We start from the raw sequence: 19,131 nt of genomic DNA, 5'->3' as shown, positions 1-19,131 counted from the left end.
GCTGTTAGCATCTATGCAAGTTGATTCATCATCCTCTCACGGTTTGCAAAGGATTTTGGGAAATGCATCGCGGCTTTACTTTGCTGGAGCTTCTTATCACGGTCGCTGTTTTAACTGCGCTACTGCTTTTTGCTGCCCCCAATTTTTCCAAAGTCAGCCAACAAACAAAAATGGTGAATTTAGCCAATGAATTGCAAGGATTCTTGATTCAAGCCAAATCAGAGGCGGTGTTACGCAATCAAAGTTTATGGGTTCATATTCAAGGTTTTCCTTCATCGACAGGAAATTGGAAGCTCATCCTCGCGAGTGTGTCTGATGTTTCGACAATTACGTCAAACAATACAATCGCTGAGTTGCAAGGTAACCGATATCGAAATTTGTTGTTGTCGAGTACGAACACATTGACCAGTTTGAAATTCGATCATGTGATGGGCAATCCACAAGAAGCGGGTAGCATAGTGATTAAGCAATTCGAATCTGATAAGAGTCCTATCAAAGTTATCGTTCATAATCGAGCAGGTCGTATCAAGCTATGCACTGTAAGCGAGGCAAAATATGGCTTTGAAGAGTGCTAACCAGCAAGGTAATACCCTGATTGAGTTTATGATTGCTGCCCTAGTGGGGGCGATGGCTTTAGCCATTGTTGGCACGGTATTTCTGTCGAACCAAAAAGCGGCAGCGCAACGCAGTAAAGAAATTATGCTTTTGCAACAAATGAGCAGTGTGATGCAACAGATGAAAGAGGATATTCAGCGTGCGGGGTTTGATGATATGGGAACCAAATCACTGAGGCTATCTGGTGCTACAGGCATCATTTATCAACAACCGGATAGGTTAGGTTACGTCTATCGACAATCAGCCGCTGCATCAGCAAGTAGTACAGTATATAAATTTGATGATGGCATGCTGAAATACTGCCAAAAAGATTCTACATCACCTCAAACTGTTATTTCAGCTGCTAGTGGATGTTTCGATCTTTTTGACCCTAGTCAAATTGAAGTGACTCAGTTTGGTATTGCACAATCGCAATTGTTTGGTGCTTCAGTTGAAAGTGCATTTATTTCTATATCAATGATGGCTAAGTTAAAAAATGATCCCTCGATTTCTCATGCCATGTCATTACAGGTTCAACAAAGGAATTGGCAATGATGCGACAATATCAACAAGGAGTAGTAACTTTATTAATCACGTCGATATTACTCTCTGTCGCTCTGGTAGTGACTTTAGGTTCCTATAAAAATCTGTTTTACCAAATTAAGCGGGCGCAGAATGAGGTTAAAGCGAGGCAAGAGCATTGGTTAGCTGAGGGGGGCTTGGAGTGTTTATTTGCTTATGTGAAAGAAGATGCGTCGAGAATAGCTCTGGTTACACCTGTTAACCATACTAGCCTAAATACACTGTGCAAGAATACGCTCAACCTTAATCGACTAAATTTATCTGATTTAGGCGGTAGAATTTATCGCATCCATTCTGAAACAGGATGGACGAAGCTGAATAAAAATTTAACTATGCTTGCAAATGGCGGAAAAGGCGCGATACAGACCACATCAAGACTCACTACTTTTGGACAACTTACTGTCAGTCCAGATGCGAATGGTGGACCTGATACAAACGGCAAATATGAGTGCGTGTCAATGACGTACAAGTATAGCTATACCATTGATGCACCATCATCTGATAGTAAATATAAAACACAATCAATCCCTGCTAATACTTTATACTCAGGTTCGCCAGCTGGAGATTGCACAAGTAATACAATAACAGATATTACGGTAGCAAAAGGTACATCAATTACAAAAACGGATAAGGCTGAAACATCTAATTCAGAATTTAAAGATGATTTTGTTTACGATTCGGAAGTTGATCCTTTTAATTCATTTTTTGGTTACAAAAAAACACCAGAGAATATTGCAAAAGTAAAAGCATCCTTTCCTGATGCGGGAAGGATAGATATTACTAATGCTAAGAATTGCAAAACAATTATTGAAAATGCATTTAAAAATGTCGACAAGCTTTGGTTAACAGGAGATTGCGTCATCGATGGTGTGTTATCTTTACCATCGAAAGACTCATCAGGTAACGAAGTAAATTATATATTAGTGATTCAAGATGGAATATTTGCCAATTTTGGCTCAACTACCTTCCAAGGTGCTATATTTCATTTGGTTGATAAAAGTAAAACAAAATTTAATTCTGATAGTATAAATAATTACTGGGATAGTTTGTTTTATAATACTGTCGTGCAGGGTACTCACTCCTCAAAAGTACCCACAACATTACAAGCCGCAGAACAGTACATCACGAGAGGTGAAACAGTCTATGTCGATGCTGGCTCTTTTTACGCAGTTGGTGGATATGGATTCGATAGTGATGGCTTAGGTGTTTCTATTGCGGGTTCAATGAATTTGACATTTGACTCAAGAAAGAGGCCAACCTCTAATTTAAATAATATTCAATGGCAAGAAGGAAGCTGGAATGCGCAATAAGCAATGTGGTTTTAGCTTAATCGAAGTGATGATCTCGTTTGTACTGATTGGCGTTGGTGCGCTTGGTTTGGTGAAATTACAAGCTTATATCGAGCAACGCGCTGATTACGCGATGCACAGTATTGAAGCGTTAAATCTTGCTGAGCAAAAATTGGAATGGTTTCGTACGCGTGGCGCTTCTTCAGCTAACCCTGCCATACCAACTGCAAATTTCGCGACCGATATTGTCTCTGGGAATGATGTTTCACATCCTTTCTATACTTTGTCTTGGTCTGTACCCGCTGCAACCTTGTCGGGGGCTCTCAAAACCATTCATATCCAAGCGTCATGGAAGGATCGCCATGGTGAAACTCAGTCGGTAGAGTTGAAAACCATGATCTCTAAATACAGTGAATTTGATTGAACGAGTCCTTCTTGCCACGCGATTTTTCTCGCTTTATTGTGCTGTGATTTTCACTTCTTTTACTCTTTTCCCATCCATTTTCTTCACTTTTGTTTTTGTCGGCGCTGATAAGTGCAAACTCATGTTTTGCAAATTGGTTTCTTAAATGTATATGCTTCGTTATTGATAATGTTTCGAGTGTGTGTCTTTGGTTTTCTATTTTTGCAAAATATGTCTCTAAATATGTAAAAAAAGGACGAACGCTGTGCTTTGGTTTAGGCGTTTCTATACAATGCCAAACGACAAATCGCCGTTTCATTGTGACCAATTTCAATGGTTCACAGGGAAACTCGAAACGGACACAGAAGGCCACACTAACAAGGCCTCACGCAGCAACATCACATTACGGAATTTACTATGAGTAACCAAGCTATTAATCAAGCGCCATCGGCCAAACCAAGTGGGATGGATCGCTTTCTCAACTTTATTGAACGGGCAGGGAATAAAATCCCAGATCCCGCGATTCTTTTCTTTTGGGCATTAGTGATCGTTTGGATTTCTTCCGCTCTACTCTCTAACGTCAGTTTTGATTTGCCTAACCCTCGTACTAATGAAGCATTAGAAATCAAAAACTTACTGACTGGCGAATCACTGGCTCATTTTCTGGCCAATATGGTGACCACATTTACCAGTTTTGCACCATTGGGCATTGTTCTTGTCGCTATGCTCGGGGTTGGCGTGGCTGACTCTTCAGGCTTTATCACCACTGGCCTAAAGAAAATGCTTAATGTCACGCCAGCGAAACTGCTGACACCTATGCTGATTTTGGTGGCGATTATTTCGCACACCGCAGCCGATGCTGGTTATGTGTTGGTGATTCCTCTGGGCGGTATCATTTTCCACGCAGCAGGTCGTCATCCGCTCGCAGGTATTGCTGCCGCGTTTGCTGGCGTATCTGGTGGTTTCTCGGCAAACTTTATTCCGTCAGGTATCGATCCGCTGTTGGCGGGCTTTACGCAAACGGCAGCGCAAGTGTTGGATCAGTCTTATCAAGTTAACCCATTAGCCAACATTTACTTCACGGGCCTTTCCTCAATCATCATCGTAGCGATTGGTTGGTATGTGACAGATAAAGTGATTGAGCCACGTTTGGCGGCGACGAAAGTGGATGAGGATGCAGAATCAGCACCCGATCTGGGCTCTTTCACTGCGATTGAATCCAAAGCTTTCCGTTACGCAGGCTGGGCTATGGTTGCGGGTATCGCACTATTAGTGGCTGCTGTGTGGCCGGAAAATTCCGCGCTGCGTTCGCCTGACGGTGAAATTACCGCCTTCACTGCGCCGATCATGAAATCAATTGTGCCACTGATTTTTATCCTGTTTATTATCCCGGGGATTGTCTACGGCCGTGTCGCAGGAACCTTCAAAAACAGTAACGATGTGATCAAAGCGATGTCGGCCACCATGTCTACCATGGGCGCGTACATTGTGATGTCGTTTTTCTGTGCGCAATTCTTGTCTGCTTTTGGCCAATCTAACATTGGTACTATGTTGGCTCTGTATGGTGCAGAAGGTCTAAAAGCGATGAATTTGCCGGGTCAAGCCACGATTGTGGGCATGATTCTACTCACTGCGATGGTCAACTTATTAGTCGGTTCAGCATCAGCTAAGTGGGCGTTGATTGGTCCTATTTTGGTGCCAATGTTGATGGCAGTGGGTATTTCTCCTGAACTGTCTCAAGCGGCATATCGTGTGGGGGATTCGGTGTCTAACATTATTTCTCCATTGATGGTGTTCTTCCCACTGGTGGTGGTGTATTGCCAACGCTATGTGAAATCAACCGGTATCGGCACTTTGGCTTCGATGATGATGCCGTACTCAATCGCGATGCTGATTGGTTGGTCACTGTTCCTGCTGGTTTACTGGGCACTGGGTATCCCGCTGGGTATTCAAGCTCCGTACACTTACACCATGTAAGTGATTAAACCGATAAACATCGTCAGCCCACTCCTTCGAGTGGGCTTTTTCTTAGGCTGGCTTTTGTTTTGTCCGCGATCTCCGCTAGAATCACCGTTTTCAAGAATCCGTGGAGTGTGATTTTGTCAGCGTCGCTATTTTCTGCTCAAGATGAACAATTTATGCGCCGAGCCATCGCGTTAGCAGCCCAAGCCGAAGCGCAGGGAGAAGTCCCTGTTGGAGCGGTATTAGTTCGAGATGGCGAAATCATTGCGGAAGGCTGGAATGGTTCGATTACGAACCATGATGCGACTGCGCATGCAGAAATTGAAGTGATTCGAAAAGCTGGCAAAGCACTGAGTAATTATCGACTACTCGATACCACCTTGTATGTGACACTGGAACCTTGCCCAATGTGTGCAGGAGCCCTGTTGCATAGTCGAGTAAAACGTATTGTGTATGGCGCGCCAGATTTGAAAGCGGGGGCGGCAGGAACGGTGATGGATCTATTTAGCAGTCAAGCGGCTTATCACTACGCGACGGTTGAAAAAGGGTTGTTGGAAGAGGAATGTCGAGCTCAGTTACAAGCGTTTTTTCAGCGACGAAGAAAAGAGATCAAAGCCAAACGCGATGCAGAGCGAAAGGATGCTGAGAGAAAGAATAAACTGTGATTTTTTGGCAAACATCGATACAGATGTTTGCCATTCGAGAGGTATCTAGCTGCTTAACTGAACAAACGCACGGTGACGAGCCAAGACTTTTTTCTTGCTATTGGCCAGCATACGGCGTCTGCGGTTAGCGGATACGGTTTTGTTCAGGAGTTTTGATTGACGTTTACGTCTCAACATAAAACACCCTCCTACGACTGACTGACATAAAAACCCTGACTACTTAACGTCAGGGAACCTAATAAATCGCTTATCGATCTGCTTTATTATTGCATTGGAATGTTACCTGTTTCTGACAACAGGAAAGCGATTTAATTCACACATTGATTTACGTGTTTTCTTCCCAAAAATCAAGTGGCTAATTTTTGCTCTCAGTGGATGGTTTGGCAGATGGCTCGGCGCTCGATTCACTGTTTTCGAGTGACTCTGATTCGAGTGCTTCCGCTTCTTCATCCAAGATTTCACGGTTTGCTTCTTCATTGAAAAATTCTTCATCAAGCGCAATCACGGTGAGATCTTCAATACTTTCATCGCCTGTCGCCAATTGACGCTGCTCAAGATGGCCGATGATGCTTTGGTAGTAACGGCGAATATTTTCCACATAATTACGTGCTTCGTCGCCACGTGCATAGCCATAGCGGGTCTGGGTGAAGTATTTTTTCTGCTGCAGCTGTGGCAGGCGATCTTTGACATCCGCCCATGAGTCAGGATCTGCGCCTTGGCTTTTGGTTAAGCGTCGCGCATCCATCATATGCCCGTAGCCAATGTTGTAAGAGGCTAAGGCAAACCAAATTTTTTCATGTTCGGAAATTGAGTCAGGAACACGCTCCATCATACGTCGCAAGTATTCCACCCCACCACGAATCGACTGCTCTGGATCGAGGCGATCACTTACCCCCACACTGCGCGCGGTTGGTAGTGTCAACATCATCAAACCACGGACACCCGTGGGCGATTTGGCATACGGATTCCAGTGCGACTCCTGATACGCAAGTGCGGCGACTAAACGCCAATCAAACTCTGCCGAGTACTTTTGAAAGAGAGGCGTCCATCGAGGTAATCGTGTATCCAGCGCACGAATAAAGGCGCGGGTATCGACATAATCAAAGGCACCAATATGACCGATGTATTTTTCTTCCAAAGACGCCAAATAGCCCGATTGCTTGAGATTACCAAAAAATTCAATCATTAAGGCATACAGACTTTCATCGTCGGAACGGCGGATAAACCATGAGATCGGCTGATCTTCGGTTAATTCAAATGCCGCTGCCAGTTCAGGATAGATGCGTTGAGAAAGCGACACTTCAACAGAGTCGGCCATCGTAAACAGTAACTCTCCTTGTGAGACTTTTTTCAGTAAGTCATTCACATCGGAATTGCTGTCGACATGAAATTGAAAATCGGGGTATTTCTGCTGTTTGGCTAGTAAGGTGTGCTCAAAATGGGAGTCATCCACCACGCTGAAAAAGGCGAGCTCAGGATTGTCCTTTAATAAGGTTTGCTGGCGTTCGACCAACTGTTTGAAGCTGCGTGGTCGCCAGTCACCTTTTTTATAGACCACTTGCTGCGATACGTAATAATAAGCAGGACCTGCGCGAAAATCTTTGAGTCGCTCTTCGGATTGGCTTAAGCCTGCGGCAATGATGTCCACTTCACCGTTTTTTAAGGCAGGAAACAGGCTAGATAGGCGGTATGCTGGCTTCATTTCCAGCTTTACGCCAAGCTCTTTGGCAAATTCGCGGGCTAACTCGTAATCCAATCCCGTTGGGCCATCAGGGCCGATGTAGTAGGAGAGGGGATTGTTGAGCGTACCAACGCGTAAAACACCACGTTCACGAATTTTTTCTAGCTCGCTTTTTGGCTCAGAATCGATTTGGCAACCGACTAAGAGCAGGCTTAATAAGCCTAGCCAGAGTGCGCGAATGGGGAGTTTATAGGCAAAAGGAGTCATCAATTTGGGTTTTCTCTCATCAAGACAGATGCCTTTATATCAAAGGCGCTGGTTTTGGCAAAGTCCTCACTGAGTAAGCTGTCATTTTGCTCGAAGATTTGTGCAAATGGGTCGTAACTCAAAATTAACGAAAAAAATGACGCAAACGGTTGCTTTTGGTGTTACGTCACAAAAAGAATTCCTCTATAATGCGCAGCCATCAGTAGAGGTGAAATCGGCATACATTCAACAAATAGAGTTTAATGTGCTGTATTCGAAAGAGTTTATGCCAATTACACCTCAATCAATTGGACATAGAGACCTAAGCACATGAGAATTTTGCGTGGCTCCCCAGCTCTTTCAGAGTTTCGTGTTAACAAGCTCCTGACCGCGTGTCGTGAACAGCAACTGCCTGTAACTGGTATTTACGCCGAGTTTATGCACTTTGCCGATCTCAAGGCAGAGCTCAATCCGCAAGAGTTGGAAAAGCTCGAAAAACTGCTCACTTATGGTCCAACCATTCAAGAGCATGAACCGCAAGGTTTACTGCTGTTGGTGACGCCGCGCCCCGGAACCATCTCACCTTGGTCCTCAAAAGCCACCGATATTGCACACAACTGTGGCCTGCATGGTATCAAACGTCTTGAGCGCGGTACGGCTTATTATGTTGAAGCAGAAACGGCACTGACCGCAGCACAAATCGCAACACTTAAGACGCTGCTGCACGATCGCATGATGGAAGTCGTGTTCGCAGAACTCACCGATGCCCAGCAACTGTTCAGCGTAGCAGAGCCGGCGCCTATGAGTCAGGTTGATGTGTTAGCAGGCGGTCGTCGTGCGCTTGAAGAGGCAAACGTTTCCCTTGGTTTGGCATTGGCTGAAGATGAAATTGATTATCTGGTTGAGAGCTTCACTAAACTGGGTCGTAATCCTAACGACATTGAACTGATGATGTTTGCACAGGCGAACTCAGAGCACTGCCGCCACAAGATTTTCAACGCCGATTGGACCATTGATGGGATTAAACAAGATAAATCGCTGTTCAAAATGATCAAAAACACCTTTGAACAGACGCCGGATTATGTGCTTTCGGCTTATAAAGATAATGCCGCAGTAATGACGGGCTCGACCGTTGGCCGTTTCTTCCCCGACCCCGAGAGCCGTCAGTACACTTATCACCATGAAGATGCCCATATTCTGATGAAAGTGGAAACGCATAACCACCCAACGGCGATTTCGCCTTGGCCGGGGGCTTCGACTGGCTCTGGCGGTGAAATTCGTGATGAGGGCGCAACCGGTATTGGCGGCAAGCCTAAAGCGGGATTGGTGGGCTTTACTACCTCGAACTTGCGTATTCCCGGTTTTGAACAGCCATGGGAAAGCGATTTTGGTAAGCCAAGCCGTATTGTGAATGCGCTGGATATCATGCTGGAAGGGCCACTTGGCGGCGCGGCGTTCAACAACGAATTTGGTCGCCCGAACCTACTTGGGTATTTCCGCACTTATGAAGAAAAAGTGACGTCACATGCCGGTGAAGAGGTGCGTGGTTATCACAAGCCGATCATGATTGCCGGCGGTATGGGCAACATTCGTGCCGAACATATTCAGAAAAAAGAGATCCCTGTGGGGGCCAAACTGATCGTGCTCGGTGGCCCTGCGATGAACATTGGCCTCGGTGGCGGCGCAGCCTCTTCGATGGCTTCTGGTCAGTCTGCTGAAGATCTGGATTTTGCTTCTGTGCAGCGTGAAAACCCTGAGATGGAGCGCCGCTGTCAGGAAGTGATTGACCGTTGTTGGCAGCTCGGTGACAAAAACCCAATCGCCTTTATCCACGATGTGGGCGCGGGTGGTATCTCTAACGCTCTGCCTGAGCTGGTGAATGACGGCGATCGCGGTGGTAAATTCCAGTTGCGCAACGTGCCGAATGATGAGCCGGGCATGAGCCCATTGGAAATCTGGTGTAATGAATCACAAGAGCGTTATGTGCTGGCGGTTGCTGCGGAAGATATGCCGCTGTTTGATGCCATCTGTCAGCGTGAACGCGCACCTTATGCTGTGGTAGGTGAAGCGACCGAAGAGCGCCATTTGACGCTGGAAGACAGCCACTTTGCTAACACGCCGATTGATATGCCAATGGATATTCTGTTGGGTAAGCCGCCGAAAATGCATCGTGAAGCGAGCACGCTGAAAGTGGTTAGCCCAGCCTTGGAGCGTTCAGGCATTGAGCTTAATGAAGCGGTGGATCGCGTACTGCGTTTACCGGCAGTCGCAGAAAAAACGTTCCTGATCACCATTGGTGACCGCTCAGTGACTGGCTTAGTCGCGCGGGATCAAATGGTCGGTCCATGGCAAGTTCCCGTCGCAAACTGCGCGGTAACGGCCGCGAGTTTTGATTCTTACCACGGCGAAGTCATGTCGATGGGGGAGCGTACCCCAGTTGCGCTGCTGGACTTCGGTGCCTCTGCACGTTTAGCGGTCGGTGAAGCTATTACCAACATAGCCGCAACCGATATTGGCGAGCTGAAACGCATCAAACTTTCGGCGAACTGGATGTCTCCAGCGGGTCATCCGGGTGAAGATGCAGGTCTGTATGAAGCGGTGAAAGCGGTCGGTGAAGAGCTTTGTCCAGCACTGGGTATCACTATCCCAGTCGGTAAAGACTCGATGTCGATGAAAACCAAGTGGCAGGAAAATGGCGAGCAGAAAGAAGTGACTTCGCCGCTGTCACTCATCATCACTGCTTTCGCACGTGTGGAAGACATTCGCAAGACTGTGACTCCACAACTGCGTACTGACCTTGGTGAGACAAGCTTAATTTTGATTGACTTGGGTAATGGTCAAAATCGTCTTGGCGCAACCGCATTAGCGCAAGTGTACAAACAGTTGGGTGATAAGCCGGCTGATGTGGATAACGCGGCGCAGCTCAAAGGCTTTTTTGATGCAGTACAAACGCTGGTGCGTAACGACAAGCTGGTGGCTTACCACGACAAAGGTGACGGCGGTTTATTGGTGACGTTGGCAGAAATGGCTTTCGCGGGTCACTGTGGTATTAAAGCCAATATTGAAACCTTGGGTGATGATGCACTGGCGGCACTGTTCAATGAAGAGCTTGGCGCTGTGGTTCAGGTGAAAAATGATGAGCTGAATGCTGTTCTGGCAACGCTTGCCGCCCATGGCTTAGAAGCGTGTGCTCAAGTGATTGGTGAAGTAGAAGCGTCGGATCGCTTGCTGATCACTTGTGGTGAGGAAGTCTTGATTGAGCGCTCTCGTACTGAACTGCGCACCATCTGGGCGGAAATGACCCATAAGATGCAAGCGCTACGCGATAACTCGGCGTGTGCCGATCAAGAGTTTGCGGCCAAACAAGATAACCGCGACCCGGGCTTGAATGCGAAGTTAACTTACGATGTGCAAGCCGACGTTGCTGCGCCGTACATCGCCAAAGGTGTGCGTCCGAAAATGGCGATTTTGCGTGAGCAAGGCGTTAACTCACATGTTGAGATGGCGGCAGCGTTTGACCGTGCTGGTTTTGAGGCGATTGATGTGCATATGAGCGACATTCTGACCGGACAAACCGTGCTCGATGCTTACCAAGGTCTGGTGGCTTGCGGCGGCTTCTCTTACGGTGACGTTCTGGGGGCGGGAGAAGGTTGGGCGAAATCGATTCTGTTTAACGCCCAAGCACGTGAGCAGTTTGAACAGTTCTTCCAACGTAAAGATACTTTCTCACTTGGGGTGTGTAACGGCTGTCAAATGCTGTCTAACCTGCGTGATTTGATCCCGGGCGCAGAGCTGTGGCCACGTTTTGTGCGTAACGAGTCGGATCGTTTTGAAGCGCGCTTTAGCTTAGTCGAAGTGCAAAAATCGCCATCGCTGTTCTTTAGCGAGATGGCGGGCTCAAGAATGCCGATTGCAGTTTCTCATGGTGAAGGTCGTGTCGAAGTGCGTGATGCTCTGCATTTGGCGGCAATTGAGCAATCTGGCACCGTAGCGATTCGTTTCGTGGATAACTTTGGTCAGCCAACCCAAGCTTACCCAAGCAACCCGAACGGTTCACCGAATGCGATTACTGGCTTAACCACTCAAGATGGCCGTGTGACGATTATGATGCCGCACCCTGAGCGTGTATTCCGTACCGTCGCCAACTCGTGGCACCCTGATAACTGGGGTGAGAACGGCGCTTGGATGCGTATGTTCCAGAATGCTCGTAAATATTTTGGCTAATTGATTTAAGCTTAAGCACAACAAAAAGCGCAGAGAACTTCTGCGCTTTTTTCGTTTTGTCAGCCCCGATTTGAAAGGGCGCTTTGCGATAACCGTTGATTTAGCGGAATTGGCCGACTTGCGGTAAAAATTCAAAACCAGCGCTCGCTAGCTTAGCTTCTAACGCGCTGCGATCAATATCGAAATAGTTAACCAATTTATCCAAATCGCCACCAAAGTCGTCACGCAGTTTCATGTTAATGATGCTCATCAGCATGATCGGATCCATAGTGGCAAAATTCGCGAGATTCATGGTGATTAATCCTCAAAATCGGAAATCAGTAAATTCGCTGCCGCAAACGCCGCTTTTTCTCGTGCCGCCAGTGGCAGGGCGGTATCAGCCGCAATCTCGTTTAATGCACGTACAGCGCAGCTGATGGCTTGCGGAATATAGCCTTGATCACCACTACCAATTTGCGCGTAAAGCTCGCGTACCAGTTCGCAACAGTCATAAACTTTCATCAGGGTGTCCTCAAATGATAACTGCTCTCAATATACCTTGAGAGCAGAGAAATACCAAACCTACTACTTGCGCTGGCTCAATGAAGCCTCATGAGTGGTGAATTATTGACCAGAGACTTGTAAGTTCAGTTGCGCGACCAATTGAGCATCCAAGCCTAGTTGTTTAGCCAGTTCATTGAGATAAGCTTTTTCCATAAAGTTCTGTTCATCGGCAATCAGCAATGACGCCAGATACAGCTCAGAGGCTTGAGCTGGGTTCTGCGCAAAGCGAGCGATTTCAGCAGGATCCAATGGTTTGCGCAGCTCTTGTTCTACCAATTGTTGCACTTGATTATCTGCGCCTAGCTCTTCAATCGCTTGTTGGATACGCGCCATCTCTTGCTCATCCACATGCCCATCGGCTTTCGCGGCGGCAATCATGGCTTTTAAAATGATCAGCTCATGACGAGGATTGCTTTCATCAAACGGAGTCGGTGCGGATTGACCATTTTGTTTGGCGTTCCAATCGTTGTAGACCTTATACGCCAGTGCGCTAAGTGCAGCAGCACCGCCGACTTTTAGCGCGCTTTTGCCCCATTTGGCACTTTTCTTTGAGCCAAGCAGCATGCCCAATAAGCCGCCACCTAACGCGCCAGCCCCCAAAGCACCGAGCTGGCTTTTATCTTGACCTAGGTTTTTAAGCTGTTCACTGCCTTTTTTCACTAGATCGGAACTTAGTGCTTGGTTAAGTAATGATTTTAGATCCATGGGCTATCTCCTCTGGTTTTGACTCAGTGTAGATGATGAAAAATGAATCTAATATTAATATCCCCTTCCTTCTTGAAGTTGCAGCGGTGTTGGCCGCGTTCGTTCACCCCAATCACATAGCCTCTCTATGCTCATGGGATGAACTCACTTGCCGCCTACCTGCAAATCCAAGTCGTTTGGGGAAAACTGGTAATAAAAAGGCTGCTCGATGGCAGCCTTTGTAAGTGAATGTGACCGAAAATTAGGCCAGTTTGGCTTGGATAAAGTCGATGATGGATGCCATCGCCACCGCTTCTTTTTCACCACTACGACGATTTTTGTATTCGAAGTGACCTTCATCCATGCTGCGATCACCAATGATGATGGTGTGTGGCACGCCGATCAGTTCCATATCTGAGAACATGACGCCCGGACGCTCTTTACGATCATCAAACAGCACTTCGATGCCTGCAGCTGTCAATTCTGCATACAATTTTTCAGCGGCTTGCTGAACACGCTCAGATTTGTGCATGTTCATCGGCACAATAGCCACTTGGAAAGGTGCAATCGCATCAGGCCAGATAATGCCGTAATCGTCATGGTTTTGTTCGATGGCTGCCGCGACGACGCGAGAGACGCCGATACCGTAGCAACCCATCTCAAGAATGACGTTTTTACCGTTTGAATCGAGTACGCCACAGTTCATCTTTTCAGAGTAGTTGGTACCCAATTGGAAGATGTGACCTACTTCGATCCCGCGCTTGAGCATCAGTGTGCCTTTGCCACATGGGCTTGGATCGCCTTCAACCACATTACGCAGATCTTCGACTTTACCCAGTTCAACATCACGACCCCAGTTGATACCGAAGTAGTGTTTGCCATCGATGTTCGCGCCAGCGCCGAAATCGTTCATCACAGCAACGGTGCGGTCAACAATAAATGGCAGTTTCAGGCCGACAGGGCCTAATGAGCCAGGGCCTGCACCGATCAGCGCGCGAATCTCTTCTTCACTGGCCATTTCCAGCGGCGAAGCGACTTCGGCCAGTTTCTCGGCTTTGATTTCGTTCAGTTCATGGTCACCACGGATGATCAGCGCAACGATAGGCGCATCAATTTCATCTGAGGCTTTGACAAATAAGGTTTTCACCGTTTTTTCGATAGGCAGACCGTGCTGCTCAACCAATTCTGCGATGGTTTTTGCGTTAGGGGTATCAACCAAGGTCATCGCTTGCGTCGGCGCTGGGCGCTCAATCGCCGGTGCAACCGCTTCCGCTTTTTCGATGTTGGCTGCGTAATCCGATTCAGTTGAGAAGGCGATCAGATCTTCGCCACTTTCCGCCAGTACGTGGAATTCGTGTGAGCCGTTACCACCGATAGCACCAGTATCGGCTAGCACTGGGCGGTAATCGAGGCCCATACGGTCAAACGCTTTGCAATACGCAACGTGCATGGCTTCGTAGGATTTTTCTAGGCCCGCTTTGTCGATATCAAAGCTGTACGCATCCATCATGCAGAATTCACGGGCACGCATCACACCAAAACGTGGACGGCGTTCATCACGGAATTTGGTTTGAATTTGATACAAGTTCAGTGGCAACTGCTTGTAAGAGCTCACCTCATTACGCACCAGCGCCGTGATCACTTCTTCTGCAGTTGGGCTTAAAACAAACGGACGCTCATGGCGGTCAGTAAAGCGCAGTAGCTCTGGGCCCATTTTTTCAGAGCGACCAGTCTCTTCCCACAATTCAAACGGCTGCACCACCGGCATCAAGGTTTCGATTGCACCGGCATTATCGATCTCTTGGCGAACGATGTTTTCGACTTTACGCAGTACACGCAGACCAGTAGGCAGCCAAGTATAGAGACCTGAAGCCAGCTTACGGATCATACCTGCACGGAGCATGAGCTTATGGCTCACAACTTCTGCGTCGTTTGGAGTCTCCTTCAGAGTGGAAAGAAGATAGTTACTGGTACGCATTCTATGGTATCCGTTTCATCAAAGTTTAAAGGATCGCTTTAACAGGAGTGACGTCATTCCCTTCTTACTGCAAGCGGCAGGCGTGTTGGCTAAGTGGGTGCAGCCCAATCACACAGTCTCTCTATGCTTATGGTGATTCACTCACTTGTCATCTATCTGCCACTTGAAGTGGTTTGGGGATCTAAAGCGAATTTGGGCGCTAATAATATCAGCCAAATGGTTTTGTCAAAAGGGTTCAATTGCGTTGACAACGATTGCTTCAGTGTTAACCGTAAATTTCACGTTCCAATCGTACAAATTCACCGCATATAACTTATCGTCAGCGCGATGTTTTTTGTAAGCCGGGCGCGGATCTTGCGCTAACACTTCACAGAGTACCGCTTGGCGAATCTTACCTTCAGGATGTGCCTGGAGCATTTGCCGCGCTGCATCACTGAAGGTAACCGCCATGCGTTGTGGCTCTTGCTCGGCATAACCACCTTGCGCGTCGGTAATGGAGTCGGAGTAGGGGATATAAGGTTTGATATCAATGATCGGTGTGCCATTGACCAAGTCGACGCTTCCGAGCTCTAAATAATATTGATCTCCTTCTTTGCTTACCCCTTTTAACTCGACCGCTGACATGCCAATCCCATTAGGGCGAAAAGTTGCTCGTGACGCGAAAACACCCACTCGTTCATTACCACCAAGACGAGGTGGACGTACGGTCGGTTTCCAACCTGCGGCGAGGTTTTGGTCGAACAGAAACAGCAGCCACACATGACTAAATTGCTCTATGCCACGAATGGATTCAGCGCAGTTGCACTCACCGAGCAATTTGACTCTTGCGGTCGCGCTTGGCACCAAACGTGGTTGACGAGGTACGGCAAATTTTTCTTGGTATGGGCTTTCAATTATTGCAATAGGTTCAATGGGATACATGTTTTTTATCGATATTCACGCGATGTTGAGGAAAAAAATAGCATAGCTAGACGTAAAAATCGCTTGCAAATCACCTTGAGAATAATTATTAATTAAAATGTTATAACATAACAATTTGAGGTTTTGAGTTTAAGATGAAAGCAGGCATTCATCCCGATTACCGTAAAGTGGTGTTCCACGATACCACGGTTGATCACTATTTTGTGGTTGGTTCTACTTTGCAAACCGATCGCACCATTGAGTGGGAAGGCAAAACTTACCCCTACATTACCATCGAGGTTTCGTCAGAATCTCACCCGTTCTATACCGGTAAACAACGTGTGGTACAAAAAGAAGGTCGCGTTGCGAACTTCACTCGTCGTTTCGGTCAGTTTGCTAAGGAGTCCAAATGAAAGTGCTCAGCTCGCTAAAAAGCGCTAAAAATCGTCACCCAGATTGTCAAATCGTCAAACGCCGTGGCCGTTTGTATGTGATCTGCAAATCAAATCCTCGCTTTAAAGCTGTTCAGCGCTAATAGCAAGATTTTTATCTAACCAGATGGTTATTCATGCTCATGATCATCTGGTTATTTTTTATTTTTAGGTTAGAAGTTATTAGTTTGGATAAATTTTGTAACATTTTTGCTTTTTAATTTACCTTTTTTGTCGAGTACTCTGCGCGCGCTTTTGACATTTCTGTCACAAATGCATAGGAATCATGACAAGGAGGGAACAGATGAGTTCATCTGCTTCAATAAATCAAAACGCACCTAAGAAACCTTTAATTACCCGTTTTCTTGATGGTGTGGAATATTTGGGGAACCTATTACCCCATCCCATCACATTATTTGCTATTTTCTGTGTTGTACTACTGGTTGCTTCGGGTATCGCTGGGTACTTCGAGTTGTCAGTTGTGGACCCTCGTCCAGAAGGCGCGAAAGGTCGTGCTGCAGATGGCATGATCCATGTTGTCAGCTTACTCAATGCCGATGGATTAGAGCTTATCGTAACCAACTTAGTGAAAAACTTTGTCGGCTTTGCTCCTTTAGGCACCGTGTTGGTGGCCATGCTGGGTGTCGCCATTGCGGAGCACTCTGGGTTGCTCTCTGCGGCAATGCGTGGTCTGGTGATGGGCGCTTCAAAGCGCATGGTCACCTTCACTGTCGTGTTTGCCGGTATTATCTCTAACACGGCATCTGAATTAGGCTACGTGGTTCTTATTCCACTGGCAGCCATGCTGTTCCATTCGCTAGGTCGTCACCCGCTCGCGGGACTCGCTGCGGCGTTTGCAGGTGTTTCTGGTGGTTATTCGGCAAACCTGTTAATTGGCACCGTCGATCCTTTGCTTTCAGGGATTACCGAAACCGCCGCTCGTATGATTGATCCTACTTACAGCGTTGGTCCTGAAGTCAACTGGTACTTTATGGCGGCTTCTACCTTTGTGATTGCGATTTTAGGTGCATTCGTGACCGAGAAAATCGTTGAGCCCAAATTGGGCAAATATGATGTATCAGAAGCCAGCGATGACTTAAGCCAAGACAAAATGGGTTCTCTGACGGTGCTAGAGAAAAAAGCGCTGGCCTATGCTGGATTAGCGGTTGTTGTGGTGAGCGCATTATTGGCTTGGACAATTGTACCGGCGGATGGCGTGCTGCGCGGAGAGGATGGCCTCGTTTCTGGTTCGCCATTTTTAAAGAGCATCGTCGCCTTTATCTTTATCTTTTTTGCCATTCCCGGCTATGTCTATGGCCGTGTGGTAGGTACGATGAAAACCGATCGTGATGTGATTAATGCGATGGCGAAATCGATGTCTTCTATGGGCATGTACATTGTGCTGGTATTTTTTGCGGCGCAGTTCGTTGCCTTCTTTAGTTGGACTAAGTTTGGTCAAGTATTGGCGGTACTCGGCGCGGATTTCCTGAAAGACATCGGACTGACGGGACCCATGCTGTTCTTCGCCTTCATTTTGATGTGTGGCTACATCAACCTGATGATTGGCTCTGCCTCTGCGCAATGGGCAGTCACCGCGCCGATTTTCGTGCCTATGCTGATGTTGGTGGGCTATGCTCCAGAAGTGATTCAAGCGGCCTATCGTATCGGTGACTCGGTCACTAACATCATCACTCCGATGATGAGCTACTTTGGCTTGATTCTGGCGGTGGCGACGCGTTATATGAAAAACCTCGGTATCGGTACTTTGATCGCAACCATGTTGCCGTATTCGGTGGTGTTTATGGTGGGTTGGAGCTTACTGTTCTACGTGTGGGTATTTGTGTTAGGTCTGCCGGTTGGCCCTGGCGCCGCCACTTACTACACGCCATAGTGTTTGTTCTGCATACGAAAAAGCCTGCGCATATCGCAGGCTTTTTTACACATCAGAAAATCTCATTACCCAGTGCGCTTAGCCAAAATTCTGTCCAGATGATTGGCAAACTCGCGCCGTTCGGTCTGCGAAAGGGCGGCAGGGCCACCGGTTTGAATGCCGCTGGCGCGCATGGTATCCATAAAATCGCGAATGTTCAGGCGCGCTTTGATGGTCTCTTTGGTGTACAGCTCACCGCGTGGATTGAGCGCCAAACCGCCTTTGCTGATCACTTCATCGGCGAGGGGGATATCTGCCGTTATGACCAAATCACCCACTTCGGTGCGTCTGACTATCTCATTGTCGGCAATATCAAACCCTGAAGAGACTTGTAGCGCGCGAATGTTGTCGCGTTTGGGCAGTGGGATCAGATGGTTGGCGACAAAGGTACATTCAACGCCTGTACGCTCAGCGGCGCGGATCAGCGTTTCACGGATCACTTTCGGACACGCATCGGCGTCTACCCAAATCTTCATGCTTGCCCTCCTTTGTTTGTGCTTTCGAGCGCTTCAATACGCGCTGTAAGCTGTAAAATCGTCTGTTCTAACTGTTCAATGCGCTGCTCAAGGCTCGGGTCAGTATTTGTCGTGGCGACCTCGACTTTGGGGATGCGTTGGGTACTTTTCCAACTTTTTATCGTGGCAATAATCGCAGGCATTGGCACTGGCGTTTTTAAACGCGCTTTGACCAGTGCGACAGAAGGCTCTTTGCCTTGCTGCTGCAGGCTATTGAGGATCTTTTCCAGCTCTTGAGACACGTCTTTGGTCAGCATAATCTTTCCTTATTCGGGTTTGCCGCCATCTTACTGAGAAACACTCGCGAGCAAAAGGGGCAATCGTTTGTGAGAGATCGCTTACACCTTGTGTAAGCAAAAACAGTGAATTGATGCAGGAATAACGAGGGGTGTTATTTATCTATTTGATTTTTAATGTCTATTTTGTTGATTGGGTTTGGGGGCTTAGCCTGTAGGCCAGCAGCCGCTTGTACGAAAAAGCAAAACGGGTAAATTATCTCTTGTC

Annotated in this window: 20 protein-coding genes; 11 read left to right on the top strand and 9 right to left on the bottom strand. The window is 47.2% G+C overall.

Going from position 1 to position 19,131, the window contains the following annotated elements; translation table 11 throughout:
- Window positions 1-62: 62 nt before the first annotated feature.
- The 6 genes from F0316_RS09760 to tadA all read left to right on the top strand — a co-directional run bounded on the left by F0316_RS09760 (window position 63) and on the right by tadA (window position 5,495).
- Window positions 63-575 (top strand): GspH/FimT family pseudopilin, encoded by a 513-nt coding sequence (locus F0316_RS09760; RefSeq protein ID WP_172626008.1) that lies wholly within the window; start codon window positions 63-65, stop codon window positions 573-575.
- Window positions 556-1,149: a prepilin-type N-terminal cleavage/methylation domain-containing protein gene (locus tag F0316_RS09755; protein ID WP_001185551.1), complete on the top strand. Its 594-nt coding sequence runs from the start codon at window positions 556-558 to the stop codon at window positions 1,147-1,149. The genes F0316_RS09760 and F0316_RS09755 overlap by 20 nt, the downstream gene beginning before the upstream one ends.
- On the top strand, window positions 1,146-2,486 hold the full coding sequence (locus F0316_RS09750; protein ID WP_149560448.1) for a hypothetical protein: 1,341 nt from the start codon (window positions 1,146-1,148) through the stop codon (window positions 2,484-2,486). The genes F0316_RS09755 and F0316_RS09750 overlap by 4 nt, the downstream gene beginning before the upstream one ends.
- The gene (locus F0316_RS09745) at window positions 2,476-2,889 is read left to right on the top strand and encodes a type IV pilus modification PilV family protein (RefSeq protein WP_001244854.1); all 414 of its coding nucleotides are present in this window, start codon (window positions 2,476-2,478) and stop codon (window positions 2,887-2,889) included. The genes F0316_RS09750 and F0316_RS09745 overlap by 11 nt, the downstream gene beginning before the upstream one ends.
- 396 nt (window positions 2,890-3,285) lie before the next feature.
- Complete coding sequence (locus F0316_RS09735) at window positions 3,286-4,845, top strand: AbgT family transporter (RefSeq protein WP_000070411.1); 1,560 nt, start codon at window positions 3,286-3,288, stop codon at window positions 4,843-4,845.
- Between the two features lie 122 nt (window positions 4,846-4,967).
- Window positions 4,968-5,495, top strand: a complete 528-nt coding sequence (tadA, locus tag F0316_RS09730; RefSeq protein WP_001934843.1) for a tRNA adenosine(34) deaminase TadA — start codon at window positions 4,968-4,970, stop codon at window positions 5,493-5,495.
- A gap of 45 nt (window positions 5,496-5,540) precedes the next feature.
- Here tadA and F0316_RS20320 read toward each other — a convergent pair whose 3' ends face one another.
- Window positions 5,541-5,672, bottom strand: coding sequence for a hypothetical protein (locus F0316_RS20320; protein WP_000946180.1), 132 nt, complete (start codon window positions 5,670-5,672; stop codon window positions 5,541-5,543).
- A 178-nt stretch (window positions 5,673-5,850) separates the two neighbouring features.
- Window positions 5,851-7,443, bottom strand: a complete 1,593-nt coding sequence (gene mltF, locus F0316_RS09725) for a membrane-bound lytic murein transglycosylase MltF (RefSeq protein ID WP_000187388.1) — start codon at window positions 7,441-7,443, stop codon at window positions 5,851-5,853.
- A gap of 106 nt (window positions 7,444-7,549) precedes the next feature.
- On the opposite strand from mltF, the gene F0316_RS09720 reads away from it, so the two are divergent.
- The gene (locus F0316_RS09720; protein WP_000533381.1) at window positions 7,550-7,756 is read left to right on the top strand and encodes a hypothetical protein; all 207 of its coding nucleotides are present in this window, start codon (window positions 7,550-7,552) and stop codon (window positions 7,754-7,756) included.
- On the top strand, window positions 7,753-11,646 hold the full coding sequence (gene purL / locus F0316_RS09715) for a phosphoribosylformylglycinamidine synthase (RefSeq protein WP_149560447.1): 3,894 nt from the start codon (window positions 7,753-7,755) through the stop codon (window positions 11,644-11,646). The genes F0316_RS09720 and purL overlap by 4 nt, the downstream gene beginning before the upstream one ends.
- A gap of 100 nt (window positions 11,647-11,746) precedes the next feature.
- Here purL and F0316_RS09710 read toward each other — a convergent pair whose 3' ends face one another.
- From F0316_RS09710 to tsaA, 5 genes are all read right to left on the bottom strand, one after another.
- A complete protein-coding gene (locus F0316_RS09710) occupies window positions 11,747-11,938 on the bottom strand; it encodes a DUF4250 domain-containing protein (protein ID WP_001046693.1) in 192 nt (63 codons plus the stop codon).
- Window positions 11,939-11,943: 5 nt separating this feature from the next.
- The gene (locus tag F0316_RS09705; RefSeq protein ID WP_000870111.1) at window positions 11,944-12,147 is read right to left on the bottom strand and encodes a YaeP family protein; all 204 of its coding nucleotides are present in this window, start codon (window positions 12,145-12,147) and stop codon (window positions 11,944-11,946) included.
- A gap of 102 nt (window positions 12,148-12,249) precedes the next feature.
- On the bottom strand, window positions 12,250-12,894 hold the full coding sequence (locus F0316_RS09700; RefSeq protein ID WP_149560446.1) for a tellurite resistance TerB family protein: 645 nt from the start codon (window positions 12,892-12,894) through the stop codon (window positions 12,250-12,252).
- A gap of 241 nt (window positions 12,895-13,135) precedes the next feature.
- Window positions 13,136-14,851 carry a proline--tRNA ligase gene (locus F0316_RS09695; protein ID WP_001260666.1) on the bottom strand — a complete coding sequence of 572 codons (1,716 nt, stop codon included), beginning with the start codon at window positions 14,849-14,851 and terminating at the stop codon, window positions 13,136-13,138.
- A gap of 225 nt (window positions 14,852-15,076) precedes the next feature.
- Window positions 15,077-15,772, bottom strand: a complete 696-nt coding sequence (tsaA, locus tag F0316_RS09690) for a tRNA (N6-threonylcarbamoyladenosine(37)-N6)-methyltransferase TrmO (RefSeq protein ID WP_089071736.1) — start codon at window positions 15,770-15,772, stop codon at window positions 15,077-15,079.
- A gap of 134 nt (window positions 15,773-15,906) precedes the next feature.
- Here tsaA and F0316_RS09685 point away from each other — a divergent pair, with 134 nt between their 5' ends.
- From F0316_RS09685 to F0316_RS09675, 3 genes are all read left to right on the top strand, one after another.
- Window positions 15,907-16,164, top strand: coding sequence for a type B 50S ribosomal protein L31 (locus F0316_RS09685; RefSeq protein WP_000643440.1), 258 nt, complete (start codon window positions 15,907-15,909; stop codon window positions 16,162-16,164).
- Entirely contained in the window at window positions 16,161-16,286 is a 126-nt protein-coding gene (gene ykgO, locus F0316_RS09680; RefSeq protein WP_000866542.1) for a type B 50S ribosomal protein L36, read from the top strand. The genes F0316_RS09685 and ykgO overlap by 4 nt, the downstream gene beginning before the upstream one ends.
- A 200-nt stretch (window positions 16,287-16,486) precedes the next feature.
- A complete protein-coding gene (locus F0316_RS09675) occupies window positions 16,487-18,073 on the top strand; it encodes an AbgT family transporter (RefSeq protein ID WP_142741014.1) in 1,587 nt (528 codons plus the stop codon).
- A gap of 65 nt (window positions 18,074-18,138) precedes the next feature.
- On the opposite strand, the gene F0316_RS09670 is transcribed toward F0316_RS09675, so the two are convergent.
- Window positions 18,139-18,588, bottom strand: coding sequence for a YaiI/YqxD family protein (locus F0316_RS09670; protein ID WP_000708229.1), 450 nt, complete (start codon window positions 18,586-18,588; stop codon window positions 18,139-18,141).
- A complete protein-coding gene (locus F0316_RS09665) occupies window positions 18,585-18,884 on the bottom strand; it encodes a hypothetical protein (RefSeq protein WP_142741015.1) in 300 nt (99 codons plus the stop codon). The genes F0316_RS09670 and F0316_RS09665 overlap by 4 nt, the downstream gene beginning before the upstream one ends.
- Between the last annotated feature and the right edge of the window lie 247 nt (window positions 18,885-19,131).

Source organism: Vibrio cholerae (assembly GCF_008369605.1).
Taxonomy (GTDB): domain Bacteria; phylum Pseudomonadota; class Gammaproteobacteria; order Enterobacterales; family Vibrionaceae; genus Vibrio; species Vibrio cholerae.
The sequence above is the reverse complement of the archived record's forward strand: the minus strand, read 5'-3'. Positions and strand labels throughout refer to the sequence as shown.

Coding starts and splice junctions, on each gene's coding strand:
- F0316_RS09760 (WP_172626008.1), top strand. CDS start 63: ATGCATCGCGGCTTTACTTTGCTGGAGCTTCTTATCACGGTCGCTGTT.
- F0316_RS09755 (WP_001185551.1), top strand. CDS start 556: ATGGCTTTGAAGAGTGCTAACCAGCAAGGTAATACCCTGATTGAGTTT.
- F0316_RS09750 (WP_149560448.1), top strand. CDS start 1,146: ATGATGCGACAATATCAACAAGGAGTAGTAACTTTATTAATCACGTCG.
- F0316_RS09745 (WP_001244854.1), top strand. CDS start 2,476: ATGCGCAATAAGCAATGTGGTTTTAGCTTAATCGAAGTGATGATCTCG.
- F0316_RS09735 (WP_000070411.1), top strand. CDS start 3,286: ATGAGTAACCAAGCTATTAATCAAGCGCCATCGGCCAAACCAAGTGGG.
- F0316_RS20320 (WP_000946180.1), bottom strand. CDS start 5,672: ATGTTGAGACGTAAACGTCAATCAAAACTCCTGAACAAAACCGTATCC.
- mltF (WP_000187388.1), bottom strand. CDS start 7,443: ATGACTCCTTTTGCCTATAAACTCCCCATTCGCGCACTCTGGCTAGGC.
- F0316_RS09720 (WP_000533381.1), top strand. CDS start 7,550: ATGGGTCGTAACTCAAAATTAACGAAAAAAATGACGCAAACGGTTGCT.
- purL (WP_149560447.1), top strand. CDS start 7,753: ATGAGAATTTTGCGTGGCTCCCCAGCTCTTTCAGAGTTTCGTGTTAAC.
- F0316_RS09710 (WP_001046693.1), bottom strand. CDS start 11,938: ATGAATCTCGCGAATTTTGCCACTATGGATCCGATCATGCTGATGAGC.
- F0316_RS09705 (WP_000870111.1), bottom strand. CDS start 12,147: ATGAAAGTTTATGACTGTTGCGAACTGGTACGCGAGCTTTACGCGCAA.
- F0316_RS09700 (WP_149560446.1), bottom strand. CDS start 12,894: ATGGATCTAAAATCATTACTTAACCAAGCACTAAGTTCCGATCTAGTG.
- F0316_RS09695 (WP_001260666.1), bottom strand. CDS start 14,851: ATGCGTACCAGTAACTATCTTCTTTCCACTCTGAAGGAGACTCCAAAC.
- tsaA (WP_089071736.1), bottom strand. CDS start 15,772: ATGTATCCCATTGAACCTATTGCAATAATTGAAAGCCCATACCAAGAA.
- F0316_RS09685 (WP_000643440.1), top strand. CDS start 15,907: ATGAAAGCAGGCATTCATCCCGATTACCGTAAAGTGGTGTTCCACGAT.
- ykgO (WP_000866542.1), top strand. CDS start 16,161: ATGAAAGTGCTCAGCTCGCTAAAAAGCGCTAAAAATCGTCACCCAGAT.
- F0316_RS09675 (WP_142741014.1), top strand. CDS start 16,487: ATGAGTTCATCTGCTTCAATAAATCAAAACGCACCTAAGAAACCTTTA.
- F0316_RS09670 (WP_000708229.1), bottom strand. CDS start 18,588: ATGAAGATTTGGGTAGACGCCGATGCGTGTCCGAAAGTGATCCGTGAA.
- F0316_RS09665 (WP_142741015.1), bottom strand. CDS start 18,884: ATGCTGACCAAAGACGTGTCTCAAGAGCTGGAAAAGATCCTCAATAGC.